Here is a 15,071-nt window from a genome sequence, read left to right as displayed (position 1 = left end):
CCGGGCCCGGCAGGTGCCGTCGGAGACGCTGATGAGAGACCCGGCCACCGTCCGGTCCGGCGCAATGCCGGGCAGATACGTGGGCGGCAGGTCTGCATAACGTGGATGCGCGAGCACGGTGCCACCGCCGAGGCCGGCACGGTCAACACCTGCGGAAGGTTGCGATGTTAGACACCGAAGGCATAGGCGTCTTCCTCGGGATGGACGTCGGCAAGACGGCCCACCACGGCCACGGGCTCACCCCGGCCGGGAAGAAGGTCTTCGACAAGCCGATGCCCAACAGCGAACCGAAGCTGCGGGCCGTCTTCGACAAGCTCAAAGCCAAGTTCGGCAGCGTCCTGGTGATCGTGGACCAGCCCGCCTCGATCGGGGCTCTCCCGCTGACCGTCGCCCGCGACGCCGGCTGCGAGGTCGCCTATCTGCCCGGACTGGCGATGCGGCGGATCGCCGACCTGTATCCGGGGGAGGCGAAGACCGACGCGAAGGACGCGGCGGTGATCGCGGACGCGGCCCGCACCATGCCCCACACCCTGCGTTCACTGGAGCTGACCGACGAGATCACCGCCGAGCTGACCGTCCTGACCGGCTTCGACCAGGACCTCGCCGCCGAGGCCACCCGCACCAGCAACCGGATACGCGGCCTGCTCACCCAGTTCCACCCGTCGCTGGAGCGCGTGCTCGGACCGCGACTGGACCACCCCGCCGTCACCTGGCTCCTGGAGCGCTACGGATCCCCGGCCGCACTGCGCAAGGCCGGCCGCCGCAGACTCGTCGAGGTAATCCGGCCCAAGGCCCCGCGCATGGCCGACAGGCTGATCGACGACATCTTCAACGCCCTCGACGAACAGACCGTCGTCGTCCCCGGCACGGGCACCCTCGACGTGGTCATCCCCTCGCTGGCCCGCGCGCTCGCCGCGGTCCACGAACAGCGCCGAGCCCTGGAAACCCAGATCAACACCCTGCTGGAGGCCCACCCTCTTCACCCGGTCCTGACCTCGATGCCCGGAGTCGGAGTCAGGACCGCCGCCGTCCTGCTGGTCACCGTCGGCGACGGGACCGGCTTCCCCACCGCCAGCCACCTCGCCTCCTACGCCGGCCTCGCCCCCACCACCAGGTCGTCAGGGACCTCGATCCACGGCGAACACGCACCCAGAGGCGGAAACCGGCAGCTCAAACGCGCCATGTTCCTCTCCGCCTTCGCCTGCATGAACGCCGACCCCGCCTCACGCACCTACTACGACCGGCAACGAGCACGCGGCAAAACCCACACCCAAGCCCTCCTCCGACTCGCCCGCCAACGCATCAGCGTCCTCTTCGCCATGCTCCGCGACGGCACCTTCTACGAATCCCGACCCCCCACCGTCACCCTCGCCGCATAACCACCCCAAACAACCCAAACCCGGCACCGCACCCTTGACGAAGGACATAGAGACACCCCCCCCGGCGCCGGGAGGAGCCGAGAAGCATGGGGCATGGGGCATGGGGCGTGGGGCGTCAGCCCAGCGTGAACCAGGCCGTGCGGGCCTTCTTCCACTCCGGGTGCGCCAGGTCCTTGGCCTCGATCCCGTCGCCGTACAGGTCTGCCGAGCCCGAGTCGGTGACCAGCTGCACCCGCGCGCCCGGCACCGACAGGTCGGGCACCGCGACGACGGCCTCCCAGCCGCCCGGGTCGGTCGTCGGCAGGTCGGCGCGCTTGACCGGGGCGTGGCCGGGGACGCCGTCCCACTGGTAGAGGGCGTACGGGTCGGAGTTGTCGTCCGCGGCCCAGGAGCCGGCCAGGATCAGGTACTGCCCGGCCGCGTTCTTCTTCACGTCCCGTACGGACAGCCCGCCGAGGTCCAGCTCGACGCCCGCCCCGAAGACCGCCTCGGCCCCGCTGGAGAGCACCTCGTCGAAGTTGGTGACGGGGACGAGCAGCGCCTTCCCGCCGGGGACGGCCGGGGCCAGCGGGGCCCGGAAGCCGAGGTATGCGGTGGTGGTGGAGCCGGGGGCGAACTCCAGGCCCTCCACGTTGAAGCCGTCGATCTGCTTGGGCGCCTGGCCCGCGGCGGTGCCGGCGGCGAAACCGTAGCGGTTGCCGTTCGCGGTGTCCCAGGAGACCAGGTCGTCGCGGAGCTTCTTGTAGGAGCGCCCGTACGTGAGCTGCGCCGACGAGCCGGAACCGGTCAGCTCGGTGGTGAAGACGGTGTTGCGCGGGGCCTTGTACTCGCCGTCCTTGTTGTTGCCGAGCGAGCCGGTCCAGTAGATGGTGTCGCCGACCAGCGTCCCGCCCTCGATGTCGACCTCCTTGGTGACACCGAGCTGCGAGCCGAAGTCCCAGGTGCGCACGGGCGCGCCGGAGCGGGAGCGGTCGTACAGCCGCAGCACGTTGGACTCGTCGTCGGCGACGACCGCGTACCCGCCGCCGACCTCGACGGCGGCCGAGGCGTCCGCGGAGCCGGTGAAGTACCGCGCGTCGGCAGGGTTCTGGACCGCGGCCGAGGCCGCGTAGGAGAGGGTCCTGGTGGCGCTCTTTCCGCCCAGGCCGACCACCTCGACGGTGAGGTCGGTGTAGCCGCGGCCCCGCGCGGCGACGGCGAGCTGGCGCACCGCCCCGGTTCCGGTGACGGTGACGTCCCCGGTCCCGGCGACCGAGGCCTTGCTCGACGCGGTGGCGCTGACCGTCAGCGCGGAGGCGTCGGCACCGCTCTGACCGACCGTCACGTCCACGACCGGGTCGCCGACGGCTCCGACGGCGCCCGACAGGTAGGAGGCGGACAGCGCGATGGTCGGGGTGCCGTAGGCGACCGCCTGCGCCGGCATGCTCGCCGCGGCGAGCAGCAGCGCCGCGATTCCGGTGATGGACCACTGCTTCTTCATCGGTGACCCCCGCGTTCGGATCCGGACGAGGGCCGTCCCCCGACGGCCGTCGATAAGGTTCGGCCATGGTGGCCAACTCCCGGTGCACGCCGCGCGTCCGCCGCACGAACAGCGAGGGCCCCCGGCACGTTCGTGCCGGGGGCCCTCGGGGTCCCGCTCCGCGGTGTGCGGAAGGTGTCAGACGTTGAAGCCGAGCGCGCGCAGCTGCTCACGACCGTCGTCCGTGATCTTGTCCGGGCCCCACGGCGGCATCCAGACCCAGTTGATGCGCAGTTCGTTGACGATGCCCTCCGTCGCGGACTTCGCCTGGTCCTCGATGACGTCCGTCAGCGGGCAGGCCGCCGAGGTCAGCGTCATGTCGAGGGTGGCGATGTTCGCGTCGTCGATGTGGATGCCGTAGATCAGGCCCAGGTTGACGACGTCGATGCCCAGCTCGGGGTCGACCACGTCGTAGAGGGCCTCGCGGACCTCCTCCTCCGTGGCCGGCTTGATCGACGCCTCGGGCGTCGCGTTCTCGGTCATGCCGTCTTCCTCTCCGCGCCGCCCAGCACCTGGGCGGTCGCGTCCTTCCACGCCATCCAGCTCAGCAGAGCACACTTGACGCGCGCGGGGTACTTGGAGACGCCGGCGAACGCGACCGCGTCCTCCAGCACCTCCTCCATCTCCTCGTCCGGCTCGATCTTGCCCTTGGACTGCATCAGCTCCAGGAAGGTGGCCTGGATCCGCTGCGCCTCGGACAGCTGCTTGCCGACGAGCAGCTCGTTCAGCACGGACGCGCTGGCCTGGCTGATCGAGCAGCCCTGGCCCTCGTACGAGACGTCGGTGAGCGTCTCGCCGTCGTACTTCACACGCAGCGTGATCTCGTCGCCACACGTCGGATTGACGTGGTGCACCTCGGCGTCGCCCTCGCGCAGGCCACGCCCGTGCGGGTGCTTGTAGTGGTCCAGGATCAGTTCCTGGTACATCGAATCCAGCTTCACCAGTGCAGCGCTCCTACGCGAAGAAGTTCCGTACGTGCTCCAGCCCGTCGACCAGCGCGTCGACCTCGGCCGGAGAGGAGTACAGGTAGAAAGACGCTCGCGTGGTCGCAGGAATTCCGTACCGCAGGCAGACCGGGCGGGCGCAGTGGTGTCCCACCCGGACGGCGATGCCCTGCTCGTCCAGGACCTGGCCGACGTCGTGCGGGTGGATGTCGCCGAGCACGAAGGAGATCGCGGCCCCGCGGTCCTCGGCCGTGGTGGGGCCGATGATCCGCAGGTCGGGGACCTCCTGCAGGCGCTTCACCGCGTACTCGGTGATCGCGTGCTCATGGGCGGCGATCTTGTCCATGCCGATCGCGGACAGGTAGTCCACGGCCGCGCCGAGGCCGACGGCCTGGGCGATCGGGGGGGTACCCGCCTCGAACTTGTGGGGCGCCGGGGCGTACGTCGACGAGTGCATCGAGACGGTCTCGATCATCTCGCCGCCGCCGAGGAACGGGGGCAGGTCCTCCAGGAGCTCCTGGCGGCCCCACAGGACGCCGATGCCGGTCGGGCCGCACATCTTGTGGCCGGTGAAGGCCACGAAGTCGGCGCCGAGGGCCTGGACGTCCAGGGGCATGTGCGGAGCGGCCTGCGAGGCGTCGATCAGCACCAGCGCGCCGACCTCCTGCGCGCGCCGGACGATCGTCTCGACCGGGTTGACGGTGCCGAGCAGGTTGGAGACCAGCGTGAAGGAGACGATCTTCGTCTTCTCCGTGATGACCTCTTCGATGTTCGACAGGTCGAGCCGGCCGTCGTCGGTGAGGCCGAACCACTTCAGCTTCGCGCCGGTGCGCTGCGACAGCAGCTGCCACGGGACGATGTTGGAGTGGTGCTCCATCTCGGTGATGGCGATCTCGGTCTCGCGGTCGACCCGGTAGGGCTCTTCGGCCCAGCCGAGCATGTTCGCGACGAGGTTGAGCGACTCCGAGGCGTTCTTGGTGAAGATCACCTCGTCGCGGCTCGGCGCGTTGATGAAGGCGGCCACCTTGTCGCGGGCGCCCTCGTACAGTGCCGTGGCCTCCTCGGCGACCAAGTACACGCCGCGGTGGACGTTGGCGTTGTGCCGCTCGTAGTACTCGTTCAGCGCGTCGAGCACCTGGCGCGGCTTCTGCGAGGTCGCCGCGGAGTCCAGGTAAACGATCTTCTTCCCGTCATGGACCACACGATCCAGCAGGGGGAAGTCCTTGCGGATCGCCTCGATGTCGAGGAGGCCAGGCAGCTGTGTCACGCGGTCGCGCCACCCTTCACGTACTTGTCGTAGCCCTCCGACTCCAGCTGGTCGGCCAGCTCTGCGCCGCCGGACTCGGCGATGCGGCCGTTCGCGAAGACGTGCACGAAGTCGGGCTTGATGTAGCGCAGGATGCGCGTGTAGTGGGTGATCAGCAGGGTGCCGACCTCGCCGGTCTCGCGGACGCGGTTGACGCCCTCGGAGACGATGCGCAGGGCGTCGACGTCGAGGCCGGAGTCGGTCTCGTCGAGGATCGCGATCTTCGGCTTGAGGAGCTCCAGCTGGAGGATCTCGTGGCGCTTCTTCTCACCGCCGGAGAAGCCCTCGTTGACGTTGCGCTCGGCGAAGGCGGGGTCCATCTGGAGCCGCTCCATGGCCTCCTTGACCTCCTTCACCCAGGTACGCAGCTTGGGGGCCTCGCCGCGGACGGCGGTGGCGGAGGTGCGCAGGAAGTTGGAGACCGAGACGCCGGGGACCTCGACCGGGTACTGCATGGCGAGGAAGACGCCGGCGCGGGCGCGCTCGTCGACGGACATCTCCAGGACGTCCTCGCCGTCGAGGGTCACCGAGCCACCCGTGATGGTGTACTTCGGGTGGCCGGCGAGCGAGTACGCCAGGGTGGACTTGCCGGAGCCGTTCGGGCCCATGATCGCGTGCGTCTCACCCTGCTTGACGGTGAGGTCGACACCCTTGAGGATCTCGCGGGCGCCGTTCTCCGCTTCGACGGAGACGTGCAGGTCGTGGATTTCAAGCGTTGCCATGGGTGCCTCAGGACTCCTGGGTGAGAGAGACGAGCACGTCGTCCCCTTCGATCTTTACGGGGTATACGGGAACGGGGCGCGTCGCGGGCAGGCCGGACGGCTTGCCGGTGCGCAGGTCGAAGGCCGATCCGTGCAGCCAGCACTCGATCATGCAGTCCTCGACCTCGCCCTCCGAGAGCGAGACGTTCGCGTGCGAGCAGATGTCGTTGATCGCGTACACCGATCCCTCGGTGGACACGATGGACACCGGCGTGCCGTCGAGCTCCACCCGCTTGGGGGTGTTCTCCTCCAGCTCGCTCAGCGCACAGGCCTTGATGTAGGTCGTCATCAGACGGACGCCTCGAGCTCGGCCTCGATCTTGGCGATGAGGCGCTCCTCGATGTCGTCGACACCGATCTGCTGGACGAGCTCGGCGAAGAAGCCGCGCACGACCAGGCGGCGGGCCTCGTCGGCGGGGATGCCGCGGGCCTGCAGGTAGAACAGCTGCTCGTCGTCGAAGCGGCCGGTCGCGGAGGCGTGGCCGGCGCCGACGATCTCGCCGGTCTCGATCTCCAGGTTCGGCACCGAGTCGACGCGCGCGCCGTCCGTGAGGACGAGGTTGCGGTTCATCTCGTAGGTGTCGGTGCCCTCGGCGCTCTTCTCGATCAGGACGTCGCCGATCCAGACGGCGTGGGCGTCCTGGCCCTGGAGCGCACCCTTGTAGACCACGTGGGACTTGCAGTGCGGGGCGTCGTGGGTGACCAGGAGGCGGTGCTCCTGGTGCTGGCCGGCGTCGGTGAAGTACAGGCCGAGCATTTCGGCCTCGCCGCCGGGGCCGGCGTAGCGCACGCGCGGGTGGATGCGGACGACGTCACCGCCGAAGGTGACGACGACCGACTTGAAGCTGGCGTCGCGGCCGAGCAGCGCGTTGTGCTGGGAGGTGTGGACGGCGGTGTCGTCCCAGTCCTGCACGGACACGAAGGTCACCTTGGCGCCGTCGCCGACGAGGACGTCGACGTTGGCGGCGCGCACGCCGTCACCGGTGTGGTCGATGACGATGATCGCCTCGGCGAACGGCTTGATGTCGAAGACGGTGTGGCCGAAGGTCGTGCCGCCCTCGCCGTGCAGGGCGACGCGGATCGGCTCGGCGAGCACGGTCTCCTTGGGCACGGTGACGACCGTGGCCTTGGCGAACGAGGTGAAGGCCTGGGCGGCGACCCGGTCCACCGGGGTGCCGGCCTTGCCGATGCGCTCGTCGTCGCGCTCGACCGACTCGACGGTGACGCCCTCGGGCGCGTCGATCTGGGCCTTCATGCTGCCGTTGGCCACGGCGGTGCCGTCGTGGAGTCCGCGCAGCCGCCCCAGCGGGGTGAAGCGCCACTCCTCCTCGCGGCCGTGCGGGATGGGGAAGTCCGCCACGTCGAAGGACGGCGGCGCGCTCATCCGGGTGGCGACGGTGGACTCGGCGGCCACCGCGATGGAGCCGGCGGTGGTGGAGCCCACCGGAAGGTTCTGAGCATCAGCCATGGCTGTCGTTCTGCTCACTCTCTTTAAAGAACACTGCCTACGTCAAAGAATGTGCTGCGGGACTGCGGCGGGCCGGGACTAGCCGACCGAGCCCTCCATCTGCAGCTCGATCAGCCGGTTGAGCTCCAGCGCGTACTCCATCGGCAGCTCCTTGGCGATCGGCTCGACGAAGCCGCGCACGATCATCGCCATGGCCTCGAACTCGCTCAGGCCGCGGGCCATCAGGTAGAAGAGCTGGTCCTCGGAGACCTTGGAGACCGTCGCCTCGTGGCCCATCGTCACGTCGTCCTCGCGGACGTCGACGTACGGGTAGGTGTCGGAGCGGGAGATGGTGTCGACGAGCAGGGCGTCGCACAGGACGTTGCTCTTCGATCCGGCCGCGCCCTCGCCGATCTCGACCAGGCCGCGGTAGGAGGTGCGGCCACCGCCGCGCGCCACCGACTTGGAGACGATGTTCGAGGAGGTGTTCGGGCCGCCCACCGCCGCGCGCCACCGACTTGGAGACGATGTTCGAGGAGGTGTTCGGCGCCATGTGGACCATCTTGGAGCCGGCGTCCTGGTGCTGGCCCTCGCCCGCGAAGGCGATGGACAGGGTCTCGCCCTTGGCGTGCTCGCCCATCAGGTAGACGGCCGGGTACTTCATGGTGACCTTGGAGCCGATGTTGCCGTCGATCCACTCCATGGTCGCGCCCTCGTAGGCCACGGCGCGCTTGGTGACCAGGTTGTAGACGTTGTTCGACCAGTTCTGGATCGTCGTGTAGCGGCAGCGACCGCCCTTCTTCACGATGATCTCGACCACGGCGGAGTGCAGCGAGTCCGAGGAGTAGATCGGGGCGGTGCAGCCCTCGACGTAGTGGACGTAGGCGTCCTCGTCGACGATGATCAGCGTCCGCTCGAACTGGCCCATGTTCTCCGTGTTGATGCGGAAGTAGGCCTGGAGCGGGATCTCCACGTGCACGCCCTTCGGCACGTAGATGAAGGAGCCGCCCGACCACACGGCGGTGTTCAGCGAGGCGAACTTGTTGTCGCCGACCGGGATGACGGTGCCGAAGTACTCCTTGAAGAGCTCCTCGTGCTCCTTCAGCGCGGTGTCGGTGTCGACGAAGATGACGCCCTGCTCCTCCAGGTCCTCGCGGATCTGGTGGTAGACGACCTCGGACTCGTACTGGGCCGCGACACCGGCGACGAGGCGCTGCTTCTCCGCCTCCGGGATGCCGAGCTTGTCGTACGTGTTCTTGATGTCCTCGGGCAGTTCCTCCCAGGAAGCGGCCTGCTTCTCGGTGGAGCGCACGAAGTACTTGATGTTGTCGAAGTCGATGCCGGACAGGTCGGAACCCCAGGTCGGCATGGGCTTCTTGTCGAAGAGCTTCAGGCCCTTGAGGCGGAGCTTCAGCATCCACTCGGGCTCGTTCTTCTTCGCCGAGATGTCCCGGACGACCTCTTCCGACAGGCCTCGCTTGGCCGCCGCGCCCGCCTCGTCGGAGTCGGCCCAGCCGTACTCGTAGTTGCCCAGACCCTCGAGCTCAGGGTGAGCAGTCTCCGTGGTCATGCGGGGTTCCTCCCGGCCGTGCTTGCAGATGCTGATGTGTTGGACTGTGCTGTGCCCGCGCCACGCGGGATGAAGGTGGTGCACACCCCGTCGCCGTGGGCGATGGTGGCGAGGCGCTGCACATGGGTCCCGAGCAGACGGGAGAAGACCTCGGTCTCCGCCTCGCAGAGCTGCGGGAACTGCTCGGCTACGTGGGCCACCGGGCAGTGGTGCTGGCAGAGCTGTTCACCGCTGTGCGGACCGGGAGCGCTCTTCGCCGTAGCAGCGTACCCGTCCGCGGTCAACGCCTTGGCAAGGGCCTCGGTGCGGTCCGCGGGGGCCGCTGCGTCGACCGACGTGCGGTACGCCTCGGCCTGGGCCTCCATGCGCGCCCTGGCGAAGGCGGCCACGGCCGCCTCGCCCTTCTCGCCCCCGCCGGCCGACTGCGCGATCCAGCGCATGGCGTCCGCGGCGAGAGAGTCGTAGGACTGGTCGAAGGCGTCGCGGCCGCAGTCGGTGAGCGCGAAGACCTTGGCCGGCCGGCCCCGGGTGCGCGTGCCGTACACCCGCTGCTCACGGGCTTCGACCACGTCGTCGGTGACGAGCGTGTCGAGGTGGCGGCGGACGGCGGCCTGGGTGAGGCCGAGACGCGCGGCGAGGTCGGCGACGGTGGACGGACCGTGGTCCAGGATGGACCGCGCGACCCGGTTGCGGGTGGACCGCTCCCCGGTAGCGAGTTCCCCCTGGGGGGTCTCGATCAGCCGTTCGCCGTATTTCACAACGCCATTGTTGCGTAATTACCTGAGGACCGACAAGCCGTGACGGACGCCACGCCTGGTGTCCTCCATCACTAAGGGTTACCTAACCTATCTACGGAGAGTGAGGAACGGGCCGGTGCCCAGGCGCCTGGCCAGCGGTGATGCCCGGGTCGGGGGAACCTTGCCCCGGCGCCCCTGAGCGGCCCTACCGCTCCGTAGACTCACCCGCATGAGCAACGACCCCGCCGTGGAGATCCGCGGACTGGTGAAGCGGTACGGCCCCAGAACGGCGGTCGACGGCCTCGACCTCACCGTCCGCAGGGGCTCGGTCACCGCGGTCCTCGGCCCCAACGGCGCGGGCAAGACGACCACCGTCGAAACCTGCGAGGGGTACCTGCGCCCCGACGCCGGGACCGTGCGCGTCCTCGGCCTCGATCCGTTCGCCCAGGCCGCGGCCCTGCGCCCACGGATCGGCGTCATGCTCCAGTCCGGCGGCGTCTACTCCGGGGCCCGCGCCGTCGAGATGCTGCGCCACATGGCCCGGCTCCACGCCGACCCCCTCGACGTGGACGGCCTGGTCGAGCGGCTCGGGCTCGGCGGCTGCGGCCGCACCCCCTACCGCCGGCTCTCCGGGGGCCAGCAGCAGCGCCTGTCGCTGGCCATGGCCGTGGTGGGGCGCCCGGAACTGGTCTTCCTGGACGAGCCGACCGCGGGCCTGGACCCGCAGGCCCGCCGCGCGACCTGGGAGCTCGTACGGGAGCTGCGCACCGACGGGGTCGGCGTCGTGCTCACCACCCACCACATGGACGAGGCCGAGCAGCTCGCCGACGAGGTGGCCGTCATCGACGCCGGCCGGGTGATCGCCCACGGCAGCCCCGAGCAGCTGTGCCGCGGCGGCGCCGAGAACACCCTGCGCTTCACCGGCCGCCCCTCCCTCGACCTCGCCTCCCTGCTCAAGGCGCTGCCCGACGGCACCCAGGCCGCCGAGCTCACCCCGGGCGTCTACCGGGTCACCGGCGACGTCGACCCGCAGATGCTGGCCACCGTCACCTCCTGGTGCGCCCAGAACGGGGTCATGCCGGACAGCCTCTCGGTGGAGCGGCACACCCTCGAAGACGTCTTTCTGGAGCTCACCGGTAAGGAGCTGCGCGCATGAGCGCCGGTACGTTCGCCCCCCGCCCGGGGGCCGCGCCCGTGTCCCGCATGATCCTCGCCCAGACGGCGCTGGAGACCCGGATGCTGCTGCGCAACGGGGAGCAGCTGCTGCTGACGGTGATCATCCCGGCCCTGTTGCTGACCCTGTTCTCCGTGGTCGACATCGTCGACACCGGGGACGGGAAGTCCGTGGACTTCCTGGCCCCGGGCGTGCTCGCGCTGGCCGTGATGTCCACCGCCTTCACCGGGCAGGCCATCGCCACCGGCTTCGACCGGCGCTACGGCGTGCTCAAGCGGCTCGGCGCCTCGCCGCTGCCGCGCTGGGCGCTGATGGCCGCCAAGACGCTGTCCGTGCTGGTCACGGAGGTGCTCCAGGTCGTACTGCTGACCGTGATCGCGCTGGGCCTGGGCTGGTCCCCGCAGGGGAACCCGCTGTCGGTGGCGCTGCTGCTCCTGCTGGGCACGGCCGCGTTCTCCGGGCTGGGGCTGCTGATGGCGGGCACGCTCAAGGCCGAGGTGACGCTGGCCGCCGCGAACCTGGTGTTCCTGCTGCTCCTGGTGGGCGGCGGGGTGATCGTGCCGCTGGACAGGTTCCCCGGCGCGGTCCAGGCGGTGCTCGGCCTGCTGCCGATCTCGGCCCTGTCCGACGGGCTGCGCGAGGTGCTCCGGCACGGGGCCGCGCTGCCGTGGGACGACGTCGCCGTGCTGGCCGGGTGGGCCGTCCTCGGCCTCGGCGCCGCCGGGAAGCTCTTCCGCTGGGAGTGAATCCCGGCCCCCGGACGTTGGTCCTGCTGACCACCGGCGCCGCCGCACAGGGGCGGCGCCCACCAGGACGCCGGGGGGCGGACAGATGGGGGAACGGGAAGCCGCATTGCGGCTGGACGAGCAGTGGACACGGATCCGGTCGGGGGCGGAGCCGGCCGAGTACGCCGCGGCGGAGACGCTGCTCGGGGAGCTGATCTCCGCGCTGCGGGAGCCGGCCGCGGACGACCCCGAGTGCGCGGCGCGCCTCGGGCTGCGGCTGGGCGACCTGGCGGCCCGCCGGTTCTCCGGCGGGGACCGGGCCGGGGCGCTGGCGGCGATCGAGGAGGGCCTGCGGTACGCGCAGCAGGCTGCCGGGCACGCGCCGGAGTACGCCCGCTGGTACGCGCGGGGACTGATCAACCAGGGGGTGTGGCTGGCCTGGCCGCTCAGCGACGCCGACCGGCTGCCCCGCTACCCGCTGGGCGCGGCGGCGGAGCACGGCCCGAGCGCCATCGAGCGGGCGGCGGGCGAGCGGGCCCGGGACCTGACCCGGGCCGCGGTGGAGGTCTGGGGCGGCCTGGACCGGGAGGACCCGGTCAACCGGCGGGGTCTGGCCCAGGCCGAGGTGTTCCTCGCGGACCGGCTGGCGGAGCTGGGCCTCGCCGAGGAGGCGGTGGCGTGGGCGGTGGACGCCGAGGAGGGCTTCCGCCGGATGCTGCTCGCCGGCCCGGGCCCGGAGGAGGCCCGGGAGGCGGAGGAGGCCCTCGACCACATAGGCCGGCAGCTCGGGCTGCGGCTGCGCTTCCTGTCCCTCGACGCGCTGGTGAACCTGCGTGCGCGGGGGCTGCTGCCCGAGCGGCTGCTGCCGCAGGCGGTGGTGGCGGCCCGGATCGGCGGGGCGGCCGAGGCCGTGATCGCGGACCGGCTGGGGCTGGAGGCCGAGCAGGTGCGGACGATGCTGGACGTCACCCCGTGGCTGGCGGTGTGGCGCTTCGAGGTGCGCGGCCCCGACGGGCTGTGGGAGGCCCAGGGGCAGGGGGACCCCTGGCGCGGCAGCGCCGAAGTGCGCAACCGCACGGCCGAGGACATCGGGACCGAACTCGTGAGGAGCTTCCGGGCGTCCCCGGACCACCCCGGCGACAGCACCTACTGGCGCGTCCTCGTCTGGTGGCACGAGGAGGGCGATCCCTCCGGGGCCCGGTTCCGGCTGCTCGTCGGCCCCGGACCGCGCGGGGGCGACCCCGAGGCGACCCCCTCGTGAAAGTTTGCACAAGGGGCCGCCTACGATAGGGGGCGTGTTTAACCCCCTCGCCTACCTCGCCGCCCGCTGGACGCCCTCACCCCGGATCGTCCAGCGTGCCGCACTCGCCGCACTCACCATGACCGTCGTCATCGTCGTCACCGGTGGCGCCGTACGGCTGACCGGGTCCGGTCTGGGCTGCGACACCTGGCCCAAGTGCACCGACGACAGCCTGATCACCACCCAGGCCCAGGGCATCCACGGCGCCATCGAGTTCGGCAACCGCATGCTCACCTACGTGGTGAGCGCGGCCGTCGGCTGGTGCATCCTGGCCGCCCGGTGCGCCAAGCCGTGGCGCCGGTCGCTGACCAGGCTCGGCTGGGCGCAGTTCTGGATCGTCGGCGCCAACGCCGTGCTCGGCGGGATCACCGTCCACACCAAGCTCAACCCGTGGAGCGTGGCCGGGCACTTCCTGCTCGCCACCGCGCTGATCACCGTCACCACGCTCACCTGGCAGCGCGCCCGTGAGGGTGACGGCGCCGCCAGGCCGCGGGTGCCGGGTCCGGTGCGCAAGCTGTCGTGGGCCCTGCTCGCGGCCGCGGTCGTGCTGATCGCCGCGGGCACGGTGGTGACCGGCTCGGGGCCGCACGCCGGGGACAGCAGCGAGGTGCCGCGGATGCCGTTCGACTGGGAGACCACGGCCCACGTGCACGCCGTGGCCGCCTGGGCGGTGTGCGCGCTCGCCGTCGCCATGTGGCTGGTGCTCCGGGTGGTGGACGCCCCGGACGACACCCGGGCCCGCGCCCGGGACCTGATCCTCGTCCTCCTCGCGCAGGGCGCCATCGGCTACGTGCAGTTCTTCACGGACCTGCCCGCGGTCCTGGTCGGCGCCCACATGCTGGGCTCCTGCCTGGTGTGGATCGCGGTGCTCCGCGTCGCGCTGAGCCTGCGGGAGCGCCCGGTGGAGCAGCCGGAGATCCCGGCGCAGAGCGACCCGCAGCTCGCCGCTCTCTGATCCGCCGGGTCCGACAGCCGACCGCGCACCCGAGCCGGGCCGTCCTCCGTGGCGGCCCGGCCCCGTCGTGCCCGCGGCTCCTGCGGCTCCCGCGGCGCCGGCCGTGTCAGGGGCGTTCGTCGAGCCGGTAGACCCGCCGGGCGTTGCCGGCCGCGACCATCGCGGCCACCCGCTCGGCGTCCCGCCGGGACCAGGCCCCCTCCCCCACCCAGCCGCCGAGCACCCGGCCCAGCGCCTCCCGGAACGCCAGTGCACCCACCGCGTGCAGTTCGGGCAGCCGCCGCCCGCCGCTGGAGAACAGCAGCTTGCCGAACGGGACGATCTCCAACAGCTCGGCGAGGACCGCCGGAGCCCGGGCGCCGCTCTGCGCGAGGGCCGCCCCCAGGTCGGCGTGGACGTGCGGGAACGCGGCCGCCAGTCGGGCGGTGCGCCGGTGGTACGGGTAGCCGCCGAGCAGCACCAGTCGGCTCCCCGGCCCCTCGGTGGCCCGGACGAAGTCGGCCAGCAGCGCCGGATCGGCCTGCTCCGCCCGCCGCCCCGGCTCCCCGCCGCCCGTGTGCAGCTGGAGCGGCAGCCCGGTCGCCACCGCACTCCACAGCAGGTGTCGCAGCAGCACGGGATCGCGTACGGCCCCGCCCGCGGTGCGCTGGGCCAGCCACCGCCCGGCGGCCCCGCGCACCTCCCCCGGTCCTGGCGGATCGGGGCAGTGGGCGAGGGCGGCGGGGTAGCCCGCGTCGGGGCCGCAGGTGAAGGCGACGGCCCCGGCTGCGGCGTGGTGGACGGCCTCGGCGAGGTTGGCGAGGAAGGCTGCGACGGTCCCCGAGGTGTCGGCGACCTGCTCGGCCAGCGGCTCCAGCCGGACGAGTTCAAGGGCATCGGCGTCACCCGCGAGGGCGAGTTCCTTGGGCCCGGTGAGGTCGCCCGGCTCGCCGGTGTCGACCAGGCGGGCGGCGACGCCGGAGCCGCGCAGGAGTCTGCGCCCCGTCTCGGCCGCGCCGAGTTCGCGCCGCCGGGCCAGGTACCGGGCGGGGGCGCAGTGGGCTTCCAGACCGAGCAGCGGCGGGCACCAGCGGCGCACGGCGAAGCCGGTCTGGGTGTCGAAGAAGGTGGTCCCGGGGGCGGGCGGCCCGGCCGGGGCGGACAGCTGGGCCTCGAAGGTGCCCAGGCCCAGCTCGGTGCGGAGCAGTCCGTGGCAGTACTGGTCCACCAGGGGCGGCGTTTCGATCATCCGGGCATCCCGTTGCGGACGTGGGGG

Annotated in this window: 14 protein-coding genes and 1 pseudogene; 5 read left to right on the top strand and 10 right to left on the bottom strand. The window is 71.3% G+C overall.

The genetic code is table 11. The features are described 5' to 3' along the window. Nucleotides 1–164: 164 nt before the first annotated feature. Nucleotides 165–1,379 carry an IS110 family transposase gene (locus tag ACSHWO_RS25660; RefSeq protein WP_438309567.1) on the top strand — a complete coding sequence of 405 codons (1,215 nt, stop codon included), beginning with the start codon at nucleotides 165–167 and terminating at the stop codon, nucleotides 1,377–1,379. A 115-nt stretch (nucleotides 1,380–1,494) separates the two neighbouring features. On the opposite strand, the gene ACSHWO_RS25655 is transcribed toward ACSHWO_RS25660, so the two are convergent. The 9 genes and pseudogenes from ACSHWO_RS25655 to ACSHWO_RS25615 form a co-directional block, all read right to left on the bottom strand. Further along, nucleotides 1,495–2,859: a hypothetical protein gene (locus ACSHWO_RS25655; RefSeq protein ID WP_438315303.1), complete on the bottom strand. Its 1,365-nt coding sequence runs from the start codon at nucleotides 2,857–2,859 to the stop codon at nucleotides 1,495–1,497. Nucleotides 2,860–3,036: 177 nt separating this feature from the next. Next, nucleotides 3,037–3,381: a metal-sulfur cluster assembly factor gene (locus ACSHWO_RS25650; protein WP_007263433.1), complete on the bottom strand. Its 345-nt coding sequence runs from the start codon at nucleotides 3,379–3,381 to the stop codon at nucleotides 3,037–3,039. Continuing rightward, nucleotides 3,378–3,839, bottom strand: a complete 462-nt coding sequence (gene sufU / locus ACSHWO_RS25645) for a Fe-S cluster assembly sulfur transfer protein SufU (protein ID WP_361087774.1) — start codon at nucleotides 3,837–3,839, stop codon at nucleotides 3,378–3,380. The genes ACSHWO_RS25650 and sufU overlap by 4 nt, the downstream gene beginning before the upstream one ends. Nucleotides 3,840–3,852: 13 nt before the next feature. Continuing rightward, a complete protein-coding gene (locus tag ACSHWO_RS25640; RefSeq protein WP_438315300.1) occupies nucleotides 3,853–5,109 on the bottom strand; it encodes a cysteine desulfurase in 1,257 nt (418 codons plus the stop codon). Then, the gene (gene sufC, locus ACSHWO_RS25635; RefSeq protein ID WP_361087780.1) at nucleotides 5,106–5,870 is read right to left on the bottom strand and encodes a Fe-S cluster assembly ATPase SufC; all 765 of its coding nucleotides are present in this window, start codon (nucleotides 5,868–5,870) and stop codon (nucleotides 5,106–5,108) included. Before sufC ends, ACSHWO_RS25640 begins: the two co-directional genes overlap by 4 nt. 7 nt (nucleotides 5,871–5,877) lie before the next feature. Then, a complete protein-coding gene (locus ACSHWO_RS25630) occupies nucleotides 5,878–6,198 on the bottom strand; it encodes a bifunctional 3-phenylpropionate/cinnamic acid dioxygenase ferredoxin subunit (protein WP_361087783.1) in 321 nt (106 codons plus the stop codon). Continuing rightward, a complete protein-coding gene (gene sufD / locus ACSHWO_RS25625) occupies nucleotides 6,198–7,376 on the bottom strand; it encodes a Fe-S cluster assembly protein SufD (RefSeq protein ID WP_385806704.1) in 1,179 nt (392 codons plus the stop codon). The genes ACSHWO_RS25630 and sufD overlap by 1 nt, the downstream gene beginning before the upstream one ends. Before the next feature lie 78 nt (nucleotides 7,377–7,454). Then, a pseudogene (gene sufB, locus ACSHWO_RS25620) lies at nucleotides 7,455–8,925 on the bottom strand (Fe-S cluster assembly protein SufB). Continuing rightward, nucleotides 8,922–9,683, bottom strand: a complete 762-nt coding sequence (locus tag ACSHWO_RS25615) for a helix-turn-helix transcriptional regulator (RefSeq protein ID WP_361087792.1) — start codon at nucleotides 9,681–9,683, stop codon at nucleotides 8,922–8,924. The pseudogene sufB and the gene ACSHWO_RS25615 overlap by 4 nt, the downstream one beginning before the upstream one ends. A gap of 208 nt (nucleotides 9,684–9,891) precedes the next feature. On the opposite strand from ACSHWO_RS25615, the gene ACSHWO_RS25610 reads away from it, so the two are divergent. The 4 genes from ACSHWO_RS25610 (at nucleotide 9,892) to ACSHWO_RS25595 (ending at nucleotide 13,816) form a co-directional block, all read left to right on the top strand. Then, the gene (locus ACSHWO_RS25610; RefSeq protein ID WP_385806682.1) at nucleotides 9,892–10,818 is read left to right on the top strand and encodes an ABC transporter ATP-binding protein; all 927 of its coding nucleotides are present in this window, start codon (nucleotides 9,892–9,894) and stop codon (nucleotides 10,816–10,818) included. Beyond that, the gene (locus ACSHWO_RS25605; protein ID WP_385806675.1) at nucleotides 10,815–11,582 is read left to right on the top strand and encodes an ABC transporter permease; all 768 of its coding nucleotides are present in this window, start codon (nucleotides 10,815–10,817) and stop codon (nucleotides 11,580–11,582) included. Before ACSHWO_RS25610 ends, ACSHWO_RS25605 begins: the two co-directional genes overlap by 4 nt. A gap of 85 nt (nucleotides 11,583–11,667) precedes the next feature. After that, nucleotides 11,668–12,822 carry a hypothetical protein gene (locus ACSHWO_RS25600; protein WP_438315293.1) on the top strand — a complete coding sequence of 385 codons (1,155 nt, stop codon included), beginning with the start codon at nucleotides 11,668–11,670 and terminating at the stop codon, nucleotides 12,820–12,822. Between the two features lie 4 nt (nucleotides 12,823–12,826). Then, on the top strand, nucleotides 12,827–13,816 hold the full coding sequence (locus tag ACSHWO_RS25595) for a COX15/CtaA family protein (RefSeq protein ID WP_438315290.1): 990 nt from the start codon (nucleotides 12,827–12,829) through the stop codon (nucleotides 13,814–13,816). Between the two features lie 106 nt (nucleotides 13,817–13,922). Here ACSHWO_RS25595 and ACSHWO_RS25590 read toward each other — a convergent pair whose 3' ends face one another. Further along, the gene (locus tag ACSHWO_RS25590; protein WP_438315287.1) at nucleotides 13,923–15,044 is read right to left on the bottom strand and encodes an amidohydrolase family protein; all 1,122 of its coding nucleotides are present in this window, start codon (nucleotides 15,042–15,044) and stop codon (nucleotides 13,923–13,925) included. Between the last annotated feature and the right edge of the window lie 27 nt (nucleotides 15,045–15,071).

It is taken from the genome of Streptomyces pallidus (ex Mingjun et al. 2026) (assembly GCF_051550185.1).
Taxonomy (GTDB): Bacteria; Actinomycetota; Actinomycetes; order Streptomycetales; family Streptomycetaceae; genus Streptomyces.
The sequence above is the reverse complement of the archived record's forward strand: the minus strand, read 5'-3'. Positions and strand labels throughout refer to the sequence as shown.

Bases quoted from the DNA above. Each gene is read 5' to 3' on its own strand.
- ACSHWO_RS25590 (WP_438315287.1), bottom strand. From the start codon at position 15,044: ATGATCGAAACGCCGCCCCTGGTGGACCAGTACTGCCACGGACTGCTC.
- sufC (WP_361087780.1), bottom strand. From the start codon at position 5,870: ATGGCAACGCTTGAAATCCACGACCTGCACGTCTCCGTCGAAGCGGAG.
- ACSHWO_RS25660 (WP_438309567.1), top strand. From the start codon at position 165: ATGTTAGACACCGAAGGCATAGGCGTCTTCCTCGGGATGGACGTCGGC.
- ACSHWO_RS25605 (WP_385806675.1), top strand. From the start codon at position 10,815: ATGAGCGCCGGTACGTTCGCCCCCCGCCCGGGGGCCGCGCCCGTGTCC.
- sufD (WP_385806704.1), bottom strand. From the start codon at position 7,376: ATGGCTGATGCTCAGAACCTTCCGGTGGGCTCCACCACCGCCGGCTCC.
- ACSHWO_RS25600 (WP_438315293.1), top strand. From the start codon at position 11,668: ATGGGGGAACGGGAAGCCGCATTGCGGCTGGACGAGCAGTGGACACGG.
- ACSHWO_RS25610 (WP_385806682.1), top strand. From the start codon at position 9,892: ATGAGCAACGACCCCGCCGTGGAGATCCGCGGACTGGTGAAGCGGTAC.
- ACSHWO_RS25630 (WP_361087783.1), bottom strand. From the start codon at position 6,198: ATGACGACCTACATCAAGGCCTGTGCGCTGAGCGAGCTGGAGGAGAAC.
- ACSHWO_RS25650 (WP_007263433.1), bottom strand. From the start codon at position 3,381: ATGACCGAGAACGCGACGCCCGAGGCGTCGATCAAGCCGGCCACGGAG.
- ACSHWO_RS25655 (WP_438315303.1), bottom strand. From the start codon at position 2,859: ATGAAGAAGCAGTGGTCCATCACCGGAATCGCGGCGCTGCTGCTCGCC.